Raw genomic sequence first — 15,417 nt, 5'->3', positions numbered from 1 at the left:
TTTTAGTACCGCCTTTTTTTATATCTAATCGTTAAAAAATATTTAATCATTAGACCCAAAGGTTTAAAGTTCAGTAACTTTGGCCTTGTTGAAAACAACTACACAACACATTAACTACAATAAAATGCCGAAAGATACCTCCATTAAATCAGTACTAATAATAGGCTCAGGTCCTATTGTTATTGGTCAAGCATGTGAATTTGATTATGCCGGATCACAATCTGCACGTTCCATTCGTGAAGAAGGAATTGAAGTTATTTTGATAAATTCAAATCCTGCTACAATTATGACCGACCCTTCAATGGCTGATCATATTTATTTGAAGCCATTGACTACTAAATCGATAATTGAAATCCTAAAAGCACATCCTCAAATTGACGCGGTGTTGCCTACAATGGGTGGACAAACGGCTTTGAACTTGTGTCTGGAAGCAGATGAAAAAGGGATTTGGCAAGATTTTGGGGTAAAAATGATAGGTGTAGATGTTAATGCCATCAATATTACTGAAGATAGAGAGCAGTTCAAACAATTGCTTAAGAAAATTGGAGTACCATCTGCTCCAGCAGAAATATGTACTTCTTACCTTAGAGGTAAAGAAATTGCACAGGAATTTGGTTTTCCTCTTGTTATTCGTCCTTCGTTTACTTTGGGAGGTACCGGAGCTGCAATTGTTTATAAAAAAGAAGATTTTGATACTCTTTTGACCAGAGGTTTAGAGGCGTCACCTATTCATGAAGTTTTGATTGACAAAGCTTTAATGGGTTGGAAAGAATATGAATTGGAGCTTTTGAGAGATAAAAATGACAATGTTGTAATTATCTGTTCTATCGAAAATATGGACCCAATGGGGATTCATACAGGAGATTCAATTACAGTGGCGCCAGCAATGACTTTGTCTGACACGACATTCCAAAAAATGCGTGATATGGCAATTTTGATGATGCGCAGCATCGGAAACTTTGCAGGAGGTTGTAACGTGCAGTTTGCTGTTTCACCAGATGATAAAGAAGATATCGTTGCGATTGAAATCAATCCTCGTGTATCTCGTTCTTCTGCATTAGCATCTAAAGCGACTGGTTACCCAATCGCGAAGATTGCTACTAAATTAGCTTTAGGATATAACTTGGATGAATTGCAAAACCAAATTACTAAATCAACTTCTGCCTTATTCGAACCAACTTTGGATTATGTGATTGTAAAAATTCCACGTTGGAACTTTGATAAATTTGAAGGAGCTGATAGAACGTTAGGTCTTCAAATGAAATCAGTAGGTGAGGTGATGGGAATTGGACGTTCGTTCCAAGAAGCCCTTCATAAAGCTACGCAGTCATTAGAAATAAAAAGAAATGGATTAGGAGCTGACGGAAAAGGATATACAAACTACGAGCAAATTATAGAGAAACTAACTTTTGCGAGTTGGGATCGTGTTTTTGTGATTTATGATGCTATTGCGATGGGAATTCCATTAAGCCGTATCCATGAAATCACTAAAATTGATATGTGGTTCTTGAAGCAGTATGAAGAACTTTATACTTTAGAGAAAGAAATATCCACTTATAAAGTAGATACTTTACCAAGAGAACTTTTGCTTGAAGCGAAACAAAAAGGATTTGCTGACAGACAAATTGCACACATGGTGGGTTGTTTAGAAAGTCAAGTGCATACTTTGCGTATGGATATGAATATCAACCGTGTCTTTAAATTAGTGGATACTTGTGCGGCGGAGTTCAAAGCTAAGACACCTTATTACTACTCTACTTTTGAAGCTGAAATTGAAAAAGCTGACGGAACTCGTTACGTAGATAACGAAAGTATTGTTACTGATAAAAAGAAAATAATTGTTCTTGGGTCAGGCCCAAATAGAATTGGTCAAGGTATCGAATTTGATTACTCCTGTGTTCACGGGGTGCTTGCCGCAAAAGAATGTGGTTATGAAACAATCATGATCAACTGTAATCCTGAAACGGTTTCTACTGATTTTGATACAGCTGATAAATTATACTTTGAACCTGTTTTTTGGGAGCATATCTACGATATTATCAAACATGAAAAACCAGAAGGTGTTATTGTACAATTAGGTGGTCAAACCGCTTTGAAATTAGCTGAAAAATTATCTAAATACGGTATAAAAATTATTGGAACTAGCTTTGATGCTTTGGATTTAGCCGAAGACAGAGGCCGTTTCTCTGATTTATTAACCGAATTGAAAATTCCTTTTCCACAGTTTGGAATTGCTGAAACTGCTGATGAAGCTTCTGCTTTAGCTGATACTTTAGATTTTCCTTTATTGATTCGTCCTTCTTATGTATTGGGTGGTCAGGGAATGAAAATTGTGATCAACAAGCAAGAACTCGAAGAGCATGTCGTGAATTTATTGAAAACGATTCCTGGAAACAAGTTACTTTTAGACCACTATCTTGATGGTGCGATAGAAGCAGAAGCTGATGCCATTTGCGACGGTGAAAATGTGTATATCATAGGGATTATGGAACACATCGAGCCTTGTGGAGTACACTCTGGAGATAGTAATGCGACATTGCCTCCTTTTAATTTAGGGGAATTAGTAATGCAGCAAATAAAAGATCATACTAAAAAAATAGCGCTGGGTTTAAGAACTGTTGGTTTAATCAACATTCAGTTTGCAATAAAAGACGAAATCGTTTATATTATTGAAGCGAATCCTAGAGCGTCACGTACGGTTCCGTTTATTGCGAAAGCATACGGAGAACCTTATGTGAATTATGCAACGAAAGTAATGTTAGGACACAATAAAGTAACCGACTTTAATTTTAATCCGCAATTAAAAGGATATGCTATTAAACAACCGGTTTTCTCTTTCAGTAAGTTCCATAATGTAAACAAAGCATTAGGACCAGAAATGAAATCAACAGGAGAAAGTATCTTGTTTATTGATGACTTAAAAGACGATCAATTCTACGAATTGTATTCTAGAAGAAAAATGTATTTGAGTAAGTAATACTTGAATTTATTATATTGAAAAAGCCCCGTTTGGGGCTTTTTTCATGGGGTTAGTTTTTAGATCACCACTATTGGGTATTTTATTAAAATCCCTAGTATTATAAATAGTATAGCTACCACAATCCTTTTTCTATTCTGTCTATCAGGGCTGTTATTTATTCATTAGTAATAATAATTTTCAACGCTTTTTCTTCTGCAGCATTCAAAAACACTTGATATGCATGCTCAAGTTCAGAGAGAGGAAAACGATGTGTGATCATTTTCTTTAAATCCATACGATTAGCAGAAACTGCTTTCAATAGCATTGGAGTTGTGTTTGTATTCACTAGTCCAGTAGTTATAGTTAGATTTTTAATCCATAGTTTTTGAATATCAAAATCTACTTTTACACCATGAACTCCTACATTAGCGATGTGAGCTCCTGGTTTAACTATTTTTTGACAAATATCCCAAGTTGAAGGAATTCCAACTGCTTCAATAGCTACATCTACACCATCACCACCCACTATTTCTTTAACGGCTTCTTCAACGTTTGTAGTTCCAGAATTAATGGTATGTGTAGCACCTAATTCTTTGGCTAATTTAAGTCGGTTGTCATCTAAGTCAATCATGATTATTTTAGAAGGAGAGTAGAATTGCGCTGTTAAAAGTACAGACATCCCAACAGGCCCCGCTCCAACTATTGCAATTTCATCGCCAGGTTTTACTTTTCCGTATTGAACACCTATTTCATGACCAGTAGGCAAAATGTCGCTTAATAAAACGGCGATTTCATCATCAATACTTTCAGGAATTCTATGTAAGCTATTATTAGCATGAGGAATTCTAACATATTCTGCTTGAACTCCATCAATCATATACCCTAAAATCCAACCTCCATCTTTACAATGAGCGTACATTTGTTTTTTGCAGTATTCGCAAGACCCACAGGAAGTAATGCATGAAATTAAAACTTTTTCTCCCTTTTTAAACTGTGATACACTAGTGCCAACTTCTTCAATAATACCTATACCTTCGTGACCAAGGATGCGTCCACTTTCAATTTCGGGGTTTTTACCTTTGTAAATGCCTAAGTCGGTTCCACATATGGTTGTTTTTAATACTTTTACAATTACATCTGTTGGTTTTATGATAGTTGGTTTTGGTCTTTCTTCTAAAGCGATTTTATGATCGCCATAATAAACTAATGCTTTCATTTTTTTTTCTTTTTTAGGATTTAAAGATTATTTAAATACAATATGTATTTGTTAATCAATAATTTATGATCTCATACTCAAATTTAGACTATTTTATTTACATATCATGAAAAGGGACCTTGTTTGTTTAATTTGAAATTTAGTTTCAAATAATCCGTTAATTGAGCCTAATTAATTGAATTCATATCGATATGATTGAAGGCCCATTCTTGTTGATTTTAAGCTTTTTTACGGCAAAATGAAAATTTAATGGCAATATTATTTTTTGAGCCTGTAACTTTTTATCAGATGGATTAAATGGTAGAAATATCTGTAACTTTTGAAACCAAAGCATCAAATAATATTCGGGTGAGTTACACTCAATTTTATTTTTGGCAAGGATTGGAATTGGTTGTCTTACTGAATTTTTGAACTTATTATTTATAAATCATTGATAATAAAAGTTTTATAGTTGTAAACAGGTATGAAAGGTTGCCTATTCTCAAGTATACCTAAATAAAGTACTCTTTTATTTTTGTGCAATATTTTCTTTAAAAATAAACTAAACATAAAACAGCCTCAATCAGTGGACTTATCAAGACTTCAGCTATTTCTTTTTCAATTTTTCTCTAAAAAAGTCAATTGTGCGTGTCCACGATAAAGTGGCGGCTTTTTCATCGTATCTGGGTGTGGTATTGTTGTGAAAACCATGATTAACTTCTTCATAGAAATATGCAGTGTGTTCTACTTTGTTCTTTTTGAGGATGGCTTCATAAGCAGGCCAACCTTCATTTACTCGGATATCTAAACTGGCATAATGCGCTAGGAGAGGTGTTTTTATTTTTTCGGCTTCTGCTGCTGTGGGTTGTCCTCCGTAATAGGGAACGGCGGCGTATAAACTTGGGATTTTGACCGCCATCATATTGGCAATCCAACCACCAAAACAAAATCCTACCACACCAATATACCCATTGCAATCTTTATGTGATTTTAGGTATTTGTAGGCTGCAATGAAGTCTTCGAGCATTTCTTCGCGGCTCCGTTTTTTTTGTAATTCTCTTCCTTCATCGTCATTTCCGGGATAACCGCCCAGCGGTGATAAAGCATCCGGTGCTAAAGTGATGAATCCTTCTATAGCGGCTCTTCGTCCCACATCTTCAATGTACGGATTCAGCCCGCGGTTTTCATGTACCACGATGATTCCGGGTAATTTCTTATTGGTTTCCGCAGGCTGTGATAAAAGTCCTTTGATTTTTCCACCGCCTTTAGGGGAATCGTAGGTAATGAATTCTGATTTTAGCCTAGGGTCACCGGGTTTTATCAAAATAGAGTCTAAGTAATTGGGTGTCATAAAACTCAGTAGCGACGGAAGCGTAAGCGTTCCTACTGCAAATAGCGATAGTTTTTCAATGAATAGCCTTCTTTCTATTTTATTATGCGCGTAGTCATCGTATAGGTCAAAGACTTCCTGACTGATATCTTCTTTGGTTAGTTTTTTCATAGCGGTTATTTATTTCAACTAATTTAAGGAAAAAAGCCATTGTTTCAATCTCTTAATACAGTAGTTATTTCTTATACACTAGCCGCTATTTTTTATATCCAATTTATTCCTCAGTTAATTCTACAGGAAAACGATCTGCTACTAAATTCAGTTGAATATTATGTTCTAGGTAGGCTTTTAGTCCAGCTAAAACTAAAGAAAAACCTTCGGTTGTATCTCTAATTTGGGCGCACATCTCCTCCGTACTTCCTTGAATTCCGTTATAGGTTATTGTAACAAAGGTTTTGGAATCGCCTAAATCATTAAATTCCCATTCGGCTAGAGCCTTTTCATCTTCTCCCCATTGTATTACAATGGCTTCGTTTGCTTTAATGGCAAGTACTTTGACAGTTACCGTATGGTTGCTGTACATTTCCCAGGTCCAATCAATATATTTGCCTTCCTCGAGCTTTCCTGAGGATTTTGTAAACCAGAACTTGGTCGTGATTTCTGGATTGATAAAGGATTCAAATACTTCTGAGATTGGTTTTCTAATTAGCATTGCCGCTTCGGCGTAAGAAGTGTTGTCTATATTCATGATATCTTTTTAATTATCTAAATTAATTCTCATATGATAATGCTGAATTCCCACTTCCACGAAAGGTTCATCATATATTTCAAATCCTAAGTTTAAGTAAAAAGGCACTGCATTGTCTCTGGAATGACAAACCACTTCTTTAATCTCATTAGATATAGAAAAAGCCAGTAATTCTTTCACTAGCAATTTGCCAATTCCTTTTCCCTGCTGATTGGTTTCCACCGCCATTTGCATGAGTTGGGTTTTAGTTTGTTCTTGGTTCAATGGAACCAAAACTACACAGCCAATTACACTATCGTTTTCAACGGCTACAAAGTGCCAAGATTTTTCATCGTGCATTTCCCAAGCATGGTCTAGAATACCTATGGGACGTAATAAAATTTTGTTTCGAAGTTCCCTTTCTAATTGGTATAAATCATTTTTCGTGTCTATCAATTGTATCGAAATCATTGGACTTTATTTATTTCTTTTTAATGATTTTTTTTAAAAGCAAAACGATACCTAAAACGATAATGCCACCTATTAAGCCTAGTATGAATTCTTTTAAAATATCAGGGAAGCTAGTTAAAAAATGATGTAAGAGTTCTATTTCATGAGCAAATATTCCTCCAGCTACTAATAATAAAGCTATTGTCCCTACAAAGGCTAAGGTTTTTATGACTTGTGGCAATGCTTGAATTAATACACCTCCTGTAAATTGTGCTGTAGAACTTTTTCTTTTTCTTAATGCTAATCCTAAATCGTCCATTCGTACTATAAGGGCAACAATTCCGTAGACTCCTATTGTTGCTATGAAAGCAATAAAAGTCACTACGATGATCTGGTTTAAAATAGGTTTGCCTAAAACAGTTCCCAGCGCAATTATTACAATTTCTATAGATAGTATGAAATCAGTTACAATAGCTGATTTTATTTTGCCTTTTTCAAGAAGTAAGATTTCCTCTTCGGTTAGCGGTTTCGTTTCGATTTTGCTTTCTGAATGATGAGGGAATATGTATTCGTAGATTTTTTCAGCTCCTTCATAGGCAAGATAAACAGCTCCTAGGATTAAAATGATAGTAATAGCTAAAGGAGCAAAGGCACTTAGTAAAAAGGCAAATGGCAAAATGATTAACTTATTCAATAAAGAGCCTTTGGTGATAGCCCATAAAACTGGAATTTCTCGTGAAGAAACAAATCCAGAAGCTTTCTCTGCATTAACAGCCAGATCATCTCCTAATATTCCTGCCGTTTTTTTTGTGGCAACTTTACTCATAAGCGCAACGTCATCCATAAGTGCTGCAATATCATCTAGAAGGGCAAAAAATCCTGAAGCCATATATTTGATTCTTTTTTGTTTGTAATTTTTTAGAGTACTATGTTTTTTTTAATGTTTTATTGGAATGGTTGCTAGATGAAGCCAAATTCGTTTAATAAAAAACGCAAATATCTTCTAGTTCTTTTCGTCGTATGTCCGGAACCCAACATTCATCTGCGGGATAACCCACAGGAATCAGTAGAAAAGGTTTTTCGTTTTCGGGACGATTTAAGATTTTGCTAATAAAATTCATTGGGCTTGGAGTATGTGTTAGTGAAACTAAACCTGCGTCATGAATGGCAGCCAATAAAAAACCACAAGCGAGAACTACGCTTTCTTGAACGTAATAATTGTTTTTCTTTTTTCCGTCTGCTCCAAATTCATAAATGCGTCTAAAGACAATTATCAGGTAAGGAGCAGTTTCTAAAAAGGGTTTGTGCCAATCCGTTCCCAATGGTTTCAAGTCTTCCAGCCAATCGCTCGACATTCGGGATTCGTAACTTTCCAGTTCCTCTTCTTCGGCCGCGATGCGTATTTGTTTTTTGACTTCTGGATTTTCAACTACACAAAAGGTCCAAGGTTGTTTGTGTGCGCCAGAAGGAGCTGTTGAAGCAGTTTTTATTAAGTTCTCGATTACTTTGCGCGGAACTGGCTTATCAGAGAATTCACGAACAGAGCGTCGGTTATCCATAAAATCATAAAAAGATTTGGAACGTTCTAACATTTCCTTATCAGTCAATATGGGTTTGCTGTAAGTAATATAGGGATGATCTTCGATGTGTTTTTTGTCTGGCATTTTTAATGAATTTTGGACTGTTCGCAGATCCAAATATAATTAAATTTATCTATGTTAGTGGTAACTTTTATTCTTCGAGAGCTAAAGCACTGTAATGCAGGCCCTCATCTGTTACTGCGGTCTTTTCAGTAGATTAGGAATCGTAGTGGTCTAGTATTTTAAAAACAAGTAGTTGTAAGTCAATAGCCTAAAAGAGATAGGATAAACAAAAAAAATACATGGAGAAGGGTTTTTTGATTTTGATATTTTATTATAGGTTATAATCAAGATGACATTTCTTTAATGACTAAATATTTTTTGTACCAAGTAATAGCTAAATCTGCGACTTCTAATAATTTTCCGGCTTCGTCAAAAAGATGGCTTGCTCCAGTAACAATTTTCATCTCTTTTACGGTATCTAATTCATCAAAGGCCATTTTGTTCATTCCTATAACAGGAACATCCATTCCGCCTACAATCAATAAAGTAGGCGTTGTTACCTGATGCAAGGCGCTTAAAGCTAAATCAGGTCTGCCGCTACGAGAAACTACCGCTTTTATATTATCTCCAAAATAGGCTGCCGCTCGCAGTGCTGATGCGGCACCAGTATTTGCTCCAAAATAACCAATGTGTAAATCTTTTGCAGAATCGTAACCCATAAGCCATTCAGTAGTTTCTATCAATCGGCTGACTAATAAGTCAACGTTGAATCTATTTGCATAAACTTGATCTTCTTCTTCTGTAAGCAAATCGAATAATAGGGTGCCAATGTTTTGTTTTTGGATTAATTCAGCAAGCATCCTGTTTCTGTTGCTGAATCTACTGCTACCGCTTCCATATGAAAAAACAACAATAGCAGTTGCATTTTCAGGAATGACTAAATCCCCTTTCAGTGTGACTGAAGTTAAGGGAATGTCTATTTCTAATTTCTTCATTTTGGAATGTTTTAAATAATATTATTTTATTCCTATTTTCTATTCATTTGGTTTGCTGTCGCTGAGCATCTTAATCACTTCATCGTCTTCTATCTGATAAAATTTCTGATAGAAGCCGCCAACTCCCCTAAAATTTTTGGAAGCATCCAGATAGATCAATTCATCTGTATTCTGCTCGAATGTGTTCAAGGTGTCATAAGGTAAAACAGGTACCGCAACTATGATTTTTGCTGGACTTTTTTTTCGCAACATGGCAATACTTAGTAGTAGGGTGTTTCCGGTTGCTATACCATCATCGACAATAATTACATTTTTGCCTGTAACAGCAATAGGCTCGTGATTACTTCTATAAAGTTGGTATTTTTCAAGTAACAATTCTCTGAGCATGATGGTTTTCTGTTCTATATGTTCTTTTTGGACGTCTGGGCGTTCGTCAACTATAACGAAATCTTGGGATACAGCTCCAGTAGCAAATTCTTTGTTTGAAGGATTTTCTGTTTTTTTAGAGAGGACAATATCTAGTGTAAGATGTAGTCTTTTTGCAATCTCATGACCTACGGGTACGCCACCTTTGGGTACGGCGATAATAACCGAATTACTGTCTTGATATCGTTTTAATTTCTCCGAAAGTAATAAACCAGCCTCTATTCTATCTTTAAAAAGCGATTCGTACATGACTATAAGTTTTAATTAACAATAAGACGACTATCTGTGTAAAGATACTGATTTTAAGATAGTTATGATAAGTATTCTATTGTTTATTTAAGGTTTTTGCATGAAATATGCTTTGTTTTGAGTTCTGTGTGAATGAAGTTTTAAGCAATTAGAAACTATTCTTACAAAATATTTTAGCCACTCCTCTATCTTTTCAAAAACCATACTTTTAAAATATTGGCAGTTATAATATATGTTGCTACGATAATTAGCATTGCGGTAAAATTGATAATGGGTAAGGGAGACAAGCCAATTTCATTTGCGAAAGCCATATAAGCTAATATTATGGTAAGCAAAAGTTCAAAAATACTGAGCTAGAAAAGGTATTTACCCAGTTTGCTTTTAAATTTTTTTTATGTGTTCGAATGATAAAATGGATAAACAGTTCTGTAAGCATGGATTCTACAAACCAAGCGGTCTGAAAAGCAGATTCCTTTACTCTTAAGACATAAAAAAGAATATGAAAGTGTGTAGTCCACAATCAAATATTAGTTTCGCTTGTTTGTGATTTTTATGTAATTTTACTTTTATATAAGAATCAATAAATGGCATTGTTAAAAAGAGTAAATCAAAAAGCAAAAGCAGACAAAAATACTGGTTTCGGTACAAATGCGAATAGTTATGGCGGCCGCTTTATCAATAAAAACGGGACAGCTAACATAGAAAAACGGGGGATGCACGTGTTGCGTCGCACCAGCTGGTATCACACCATGATTGATATGCCTGTTTGGAAATTTATGATGATTATTTTGTCTTTCTATGTGGGAATTAATTTTGTGTTTGCCTCGATATACTACGGAATCGGAGTAGAACATCTTGATGGAATTGCAGGTTCAGATAGTGAATGGGTTAAATTTGGGCAGGTGTACTTTTTTAGTGCCCAAACCTTTACAACTGTTGGTTATGGACATATTAGTCCTACGGGTTTTTTGACTAGTGCGCTATCTTCGGCAGAGGCTTTGATTGGTTTGTTGAGTTTTGCCATTGCAACGGGTTTGTTTTTCGGAAGGTTTAGTAGGCCTAAGGCATTTTTGAAATTTTCGCATAATGCGGTCATTGCACCTTACGGTGAAATCAGTGGTTTGATGATAAGATTGACGCCTTTTAAAAATACCAACTTTACAGATGCCGAAGCTAAAATTACGCTCGGGATGAGTATTGAAGAAAACGGGAAATTGGTGAATAAGTTTTATTCATTGGATTTAGAATTAGAGAAGATTAATGCACTTTCCTTAAGTTGGACTTTGGTTCATCCTATTACTGAAGACAGCCCGTTATTTCAATTCAATGAAGATGATTTTGCCAATACTAACGGTGAAATTGTTGTTTTTGTAAAAACATTTGATGATATGTTCAGCAATACAGTCGCCATCCGTACCTCCTATACTTTTGATGAGGTTGTTTATGGAGCTAAGTTTGAGCCCATGTATACTAGAAGTAATGACAGCTCCAAAACTATTTTAAATTTGGATAAATTGAATTCTTACGATAAAGTGACTCTGGGGTAGTACAATATCATTCGATTTTTTGTTAATTTATATAGTGGATACTGTGTGTTTTAGTTCTTTAAATAACCTTATTTGAGGATGTTATGCGCCGCTTATTTTTGTTGTAGATGGATACTAATAGCAATCATGTTTAATTAATTGAGATTAATTAATTTATTTATTTTACATTTGTTTAATAAATAGTTATAAATCATGAACAATGTAAAAAGTGTCTTTAGTATAAAGGATCTCGAAAATCTTTCAGGCATAAAGGCTCATACGATACGAATTTGGGAAAAAAGATACAATGTATTGCAGCCCATGCGAACAGACACCAATATCAGATTGTATGATTTAGCTAGTTTGCAAAAACTGCTAAACATCACTTTGTTACATGAATACGGATATAAAATTTCAAAAATCGCATCCTATTCTGAAGAAAAAATCCCTTCACTTGTTAGAGAAATAATATCTTCAAAAAATGCTAAAAGTCATGCTATTAGTGCTTTTAAAATGGCAATGATGAACTATGACGAGGAATTATTTCTCAATACTTACAATTGGTTGATTGCAGAGAAGTCCTTCAAAGAGGTCTTTCATGAAGTTTTCATCCCTTTATTGCAAGAGTTGGGTGTGTTATGGCAGACAGATACAATCACTCCTGCACATGAACATTTTGTTAGTTACTTGATTAAACAAAAGTTGTTGACTAACACGGAAAAACTTCAAGGTTTTAAACGTACAAAAGTGGATACGGTCTTTGTACTTTCGCTTCCAATGAATGAAATACACGAATTAGGTTTGATGTATTTGAATTACGAGATTCTATTGCATGGTTACAAGACAGTCTATCTTGGCGAAAGTATGCCAATTGATAATTTGAAAGATCTAAAGAAACATTTTCATTCTATAGTTTTCGTTTCTTATATGACGGTACAACCAGAAAGAGATGTAGTTAATGAATATGTTCAAAAAATGGCAGAGGAGCTTCTTGATGACAATACGGAATTGTGGTACTTAGGACGGTTAACTGAATTTATTGAAACAAAAGGTATTTCAGATAAAATCTCTGTTTTTGATTCGATTAATGAATTAGTGGGAAAACTGTAGTTTTTGTTTAAACATTTATTATATTTGCTAAACAAATGAAAAAGAAAATTACAATTATAGGCTCAGGATTTTCAGCATTGTCTGCTTCATGCTATTTAGCTAAAAGTGGTCATGAAGTAAGTGTTTTTGAGAAGAATGCATCAATAGGAGGAAGAGCACGACAACTAAAGAAAGACGGATTTACGTTTGATATGGGACCCAGTTGGTACTGGATGCCTGACGTTTTTGACCGTTTTTTCGCTGATTTCGGTAAGAAAACATCCGATTATTATGAGCTCATCAAACTCTCTCCGGCTTACAGGGTTTATTTTGGCGAAAACGAATTTATCGCTATTGCAGATAATTTAGAAGAAATCGAAGCCACTTTTGAATCCATAGAAAAAGGAAGCGGTAAGGTGCTGAATAAATTTATAACTGAGGCCAAAAGCAATTATGATATTGCTATTAAAGATTTGGTATACCGCCCAGGTGTTTTAGCATTAGAGCTGGTCACTGTAGAAACTACAAAAAAAATAGGACAATTTTTCAGTAACATAAGTCGGGACGTTCGCAAAAAATTTAAAAACGAAAGGTTAATCCAGATTTTGGAATTTCCTGTTTTGTTTCTTGGAGCAAAACCGTCAGATACGCCATCATTCTATAGTTTTATGAATTATGCTGATTTTGGTTTGGGAACTTGGCATCCTAAAACTGGAATGTTTGATGTAGTTCATGCAATGGAAAGTCTTGCAAGAGAATTAGGCGTTGTTTTTCATACTGATTCAAATATTGAGAAGATCATTGTCGAAAACAAGTCCGCTAAGGCGATAATTGTCAATGGTCAAACCATATTTTCTGATATAGTTTTGAGCGGTGCTGATTACCATCACACAGAAACCTTATTGGATATTGAACATCGGGTGTATTCAGAACAATATTGGAACAGCCGCGTATTTGCTCCTTCGTCATTATTGTTTTATGTGGGGTTTAACAAAAAAATAGAAAACATCTCGCATCATGCTTTGTTTTTTGATGTTGATTTTTATCAGCACGCGAAGGATATTTATGATGCTCCGCAATGGCCAAAGGACCCTTTGTTCTATGCTAACTTTCCATCGTTGACCGATAAAACGGCTGCGCCAGAAGGTATGGAATCAGGATTTTTTCTCATCCCACTAGCCCCTGGTATTAATGATACTGAGGACTTAAGAGAGGAATATTTCAATAAAATAATAAGTCGATTTGAGGTTTTAACGCAACAAAGTATAAAAAATAACATTATCTTTAAAATATCATTTTGTAAAAATGACTTTGTGCAAGAGTATAACTCCTACAAAGGGAATGCTTACGGAATGGCTAATACTTTAATGCAGACCGCATTTTTAAGACCCAAACTGAAAAGCAAAAAGGTGAATAATTTATATTTCACAGGGCAATTAACCGTGCCAGGACCAGGCGTCCCTCCGGCATTAATATCAGGAAAATTAGTGTCAGATTTGATAAATAAGCAATTTTTAGAACAATAATTATGAAGCAATTATTTGACGATGTATCTTTCAAATGTAGTAAAATAGTCACTAAAAACTATAGTACTTCATTCTCTTTGGCAGTATATATGCTTTCGCCAAGTATTAGGGATGCGATTTATAGCGTCTACGGATTTGTGCGTTTTGCCGACGAAATTGTAGATTCATTTCATGGTTACGACAAAGAGGATTTAATTAACGATTTTGAAAAGGAGTATTATAAAGGAATTGACAGGGGTATTAGTTTAAATCCAATTTTGAACTCGTTCCAGCAAACAGTAAAAAAATACAATATTACTGATGACATGGTTCAATCTTTTCTGAAAAGTATGAAATTAGATTTATTCAAATCAGATTACAACAATAAGGCGGAATATGACGATTATATTTATGGTTCAGCCGATGTTGTAGGTTTAATGTGTCTAAAGGTTTTTGTAAACGGAAACGATCAAAAATACAATCAGTTAAAGGACGAGGCCATGCGTTTGGGTTCTGCCTTTCAGAAAGTTAATTTCTTGCGCGATCTTAAGGATGATAATTTGATATTAAACAGGAATTATTTTCCGGGCGTAGATTTGAACTCATTTGATGAAAATGCGAAACACGAAATCATAAAAGAAATCGAAGAGGATTTTAGAGTGGCCTACCAGGGAATCCTGAAACTGCCTATCGAAGCTAAATTTGGTGTTTACACCGCATTTGTCTACTATAAAAAGCTGTTGAAAAAATTAGAAGACACACCTTGTCATGAGATTGGAAATGAAAGGATTCGGGTTTCTAATTATACCAAAGCTGGATTACTAGCACAGTCTTTCGTGACCTACAAGTTGAGGTTAGTATAAAAATCGCACTTATTTTTTTAATGTATATCTGTAAATAAATAAAAAAATGATTTCCTTCTTAATATTTTTAAGCGTTTTCCTTTTTATGGAATGCGTGACTTGGATGACACACAAGTATTTAATGCATGGATCTATGTGGTATTTTCATGCTGATCATCATCAACCCAAATATGCTAATGTTTTTGAGCGAAACGATATCTTTTTCGTGATTTTTGCACTACCCAGTATGGTGCTTTTCTACTTTGGAGTAGAAGGAGGCATCAACTATCTCTTTTTCATTGGACTGGGAATCACGTTTTATGGTTTTTGTTACTTCATGATACATGACGTCTTGATCCATCAACGATTTAAGTGGTTCAAAAAAACAAATAATAAATACCTGATTGGATTGCGTAAAGCGCATAAAGTACACCATAAACATCTTGGTAAGGAACACGGAGAGTGTTTCGGGATGTTATTTGTTCCTTTCAAATACTATAAAATATAAATTTCACTTGGGTCGTGACCCGCAAAAAAAGCG

Annotated in this window: 14 protein-coding genes; 6 read left to right on the top strand and 8 right to left on the bottom strand. The window is 34.9% G+C overall.

The window, feature by feature from the left end; all coding sequences use genetic code 11:
• Positions 1–124 precede the first annotated feature (124 nt).
• Positions 125–2,977: a carbamoyl-phosphate synthase large subunit gene (gene carB, locus HJ01_RS00495; protein WP_040473555.1), complete on the top strand. Its 2,853-nt coding sequence runs from the start codon at positions 125–127 to the stop codon at positions 2,975–2,977.
• 157 nt (positions 2,978–3,134) lie between these two features.
• On the opposite strand, the gene HJ01_RS00490 is transcribed toward carB, so the two are convergent.
• The 8 genes from HJ01_RS00490 to HJ01_RS00455 form a co-directional block, all read right to left on the bottom strand.
• Complete coding sequence (locus HJ01_RS00490; RefSeq protein ID WP_007136273.1) at positions 3,135–4,175, bottom strand: zinc-dependent alcohol dehydrogenase family protein; 1,041 nt, start codon at positions 4,173–4,175, stop codon at positions 3,135–3,137.
• A gap of 586 nt (positions 4,176–4,761) precedes the next feature.
• Complete coding sequence (locus tag HJ01_RS00485; RefSeq protein ID WP_007136271.1) at positions 4,762–5,655, bottom strand: dienelactone hydrolase family protein; 894 nt, start codon at positions 5,653–5,655, stop codon at positions 4,762–4,764.
• Positions 5,656–5,758: 103 nt separating this feature from the next.
• Positions 5,759–6,232, bottom strand: a complete 474-nt coding sequence (locus HJ01_RS00480) for an SRPBCC family protein (protein WP_007136270.1) — start codon at positions 6,230–6,232, stop codon at positions 5,759–5,761.
• Between the two features lie 9 nt (positions 6,233–6,241).
• Complete coding sequence (locus tag HJ01_RS00475; RefSeq protein WP_007136269.1) at positions 6,242–6,682, bottom strand: GNAT family N-acetyltransferase; 441 nt, start codon at positions 6,680–6,682, stop codon at positions 6,242–6,244.
• Positions 6,683–6,692: 10 nt separating this feature from the next.
• Positions 6,693–7,550: a DUF808 domain-containing protein gene (locus HJ01_RS00470; protein ID WP_007136268.1), complete on the bottom strand. Its 858-nt coding sequence runs from the start codon at positions 7,548–7,550 to the stop codon at positions 6,693–6,695.
• 91 nt (positions 7,551–7,641) lie between these two features.
• The gene (locus HJ01_RS00465) at positions 7,642–8,325 is read right to left on the bottom strand and encodes a nitroreductase family protein (protein ID WP_007136267.1); all 684 of its coding nucleotides are present in this window, start codon (positions 8,323–8,325) and stop codon (positions 7,642–7,644) included.
• Between the two features lie 263 nt (positions 8,326–8,588).
• A complete protein-coding gene (locus HJ01_RS00460; RefSeq protein WP_007136266.1) occupies positions 8,589–9,239 on the bottom strand; it encodes a dienelactone hydrolase family protein in 651 nt (216 codons plus the stop codon).
• A gap of 39 nt (positions 9,240–9,278) precedes the next feature.
• A complete protein-coding gene (locus tag HJ01_RS00455; RefSeq protein ID WP_007136265.1) occupies positions 9,279–9,914 on the bottom strand; it encodes a phosphoribosyltransferase in 636 nt (211 codons plus the stop codon).
• A 584-nt stretch (positions 9,915–10,498) separates the two neighbouring features.
• Between HJ01_RS00455 and HJ01_RS00450 the strand changes: the two genes are divergently transcribed.
• From HJ01_RS00450 to HJ01_RS00430, 5 genes are all read left to right on the top strand, one after another.
• Positions 10,499–11,461 (top strand): ion channel, encoded by a 963-nt coding sequence (locus HJ01_RS00450; protein WP_040473554.1) that lies wholly within the window; start codon positions 10,499–10,501, stop codon positions 11,459–11,461.
• Between the two features lie 192 nt (positions 11,462–11,653).
• A complete protein-coding gene (locus HJ01_RS00445) occupies positions 11,654–12,550 on the top strand; it encodes a MerR family transcriptional regulator (RefSeq protein ID WP_007136261.1) in 897 nt (298 codons plus the stop codon).
• A 35-nt stretch (positions 12,551–12,585) separates the two neighbouring features.
• Complete coding sequence (locus HJ01_RS00440; protein ID WP_007136260.1) at positions 12,586–14,055, top strand: phytoene desaturase family protein; 1,470 nt, start codon at positions 12,586–12,588, stop codon at positions 14,053–14,055.
• 2 nt (positions 14,056–14,057) lie between these two features.
• The gene (locus HJ01_RS00435; RefSeq protein WP_007136259.1) at positions 14,058–14,897 is read left to right on the top strand and encodes a phytoene/squalene synthase family protein; all 840 of its coding nucleotides are present in this window, start codon (positions 14,058–14,060) and stop codon (positions 14,895–14,897) included.
• A 46-nt stretch (positions 14,898–14,943) separates the two neighbouring features.
• Positions 14,944–15,384 carry a sterol desaturase family protein gene (locus HJ01_RS00430; RefSeq protein ID WP_040473553.1) on the top strand — a complete coding sequence of 147 codons (441 nt, stop codon included), beginning with the start codon at positions 14,944–14,946 and terminating at the stop codon, positions 15,382–15,384.
• Positions 15,385–15,417: the final 33 nt, after the last annotated feature.

Origin of the sequence: Flavobacterium frigoris PS1, assembly GCF_000252125.1 — a bacterium.
In the GTDB taxonomy this organism is placed as follows: Bacteria; Bacteroidota; Bacteroidia; order Flavobacteriales; family Flavobacteriaceae; genus Flavobacterium; species Flavobacterium frigoris_A.
Note: the sequence above shows the minus strand (reverse complement) of the source record. Positions and strands in the feature narration are given on the sequence as shown.

Excerpts from the sequence above, each read along its gene's own strand:
- carB (WP_040473555.1), top strand. The coding sequence starts at position 125 with ATGCCGAAAGATACCTCCATTAAATCAGTACTAATAATAGGCTCAGGT.
- HJ01_RS00490 (WP_007136273.1), bottom strand. The coding sequence starts at position 4,175 with ATGAAAGCATTAGTTTATTATGGCGATCATAAAATCGCTTTAGAAGAA.
- HJ01_RS00485 (WP_007136271.1), bottom strand. The coding sequence starts at position 5,655 with ATGAAAAAACTAACCAAAGAAGATATCAGTCAGGAAGTCTTTGACCTA.
- HJ01_RS00480 (WP_007136270.1), bottom strand. The coding sequence starts at position 6,232 with ATGAATATAGACAACACTTCTTACGCCGAAGCGGCAATGCTAATTAGA.
- HJ01_RS00475 (WP_007136269.1), bottom strand. The coding sequence starts at position 6,682 with ATGATTTCGATACAATTGATAGACACGAAAAATGATTTATACCAATTA.
- HJ01_RS00470 (WP_007136268.1), bottom strand. The coding sequence starts at position 7,550 with ATGGCTTCAGGATTTTTTGCCCTTCTAGATGATATTGCAGCACTTATG.
- HJ01_RS00465 (WP_007136267.1), bottom strand. The coding sequence starts at position 8,325 with ATGCCAGACAAAAAACACATCGAAGATCATCCCTATATTACTTACAGC.
- HJ01_RS00460 (WP_007136266.1), bottom strand. The coding sequence starts at position 9,239 with ATGAAGAAATTAGAAATAGACATTCCCTTAACTTCAGTCACACTGAAA.
- HJ01_RS00455 (WP_007136265.1), bottom strand. The coding sequence starts at position 9,914 with ATGTACGAATCGCTTTTTAAAGATAGAATAGAGGCTGGTTTATTACTT.
- HJ01_RS00450 (WP_040473554.1), top strand. The coding sequence starts at position 10,499 with ATGGCATTGTTAAAAAGAGTAAATCAAAAAGCAAAAGCAGACAAAAAT.
- HJ01_RS00445 (WP_007136261.1), top strand. The coding sequence starts at position 11,654 with ATGAACAATGTAAAAAGTGTCTTTAGTATAAAGGATCTCGAAAATCTT.
- HJ01_RS00440 (WP_007136260.1), top strand. The coding sequence starts at position 12,586 with ATGAAAAAGAAAATTACAATTATAGGCTCAGGATTTTCAGCATTGTCT.
- HJ01_RS00435 (WP_007136259.1), top strand. The coding sequence starts at position 14,058 with ATGAAGCAATTATTTGACGATGTATCTTTCAAATGTAGTAAAATAGTC.
- HJ01_RS00430 (WP_040473553.1), top strand. The coding sequence starts at position 14,944 with ATGATTTCCTTCTTAATATTTTTAAGCGTTTTCCTTTTTATGGAATGC.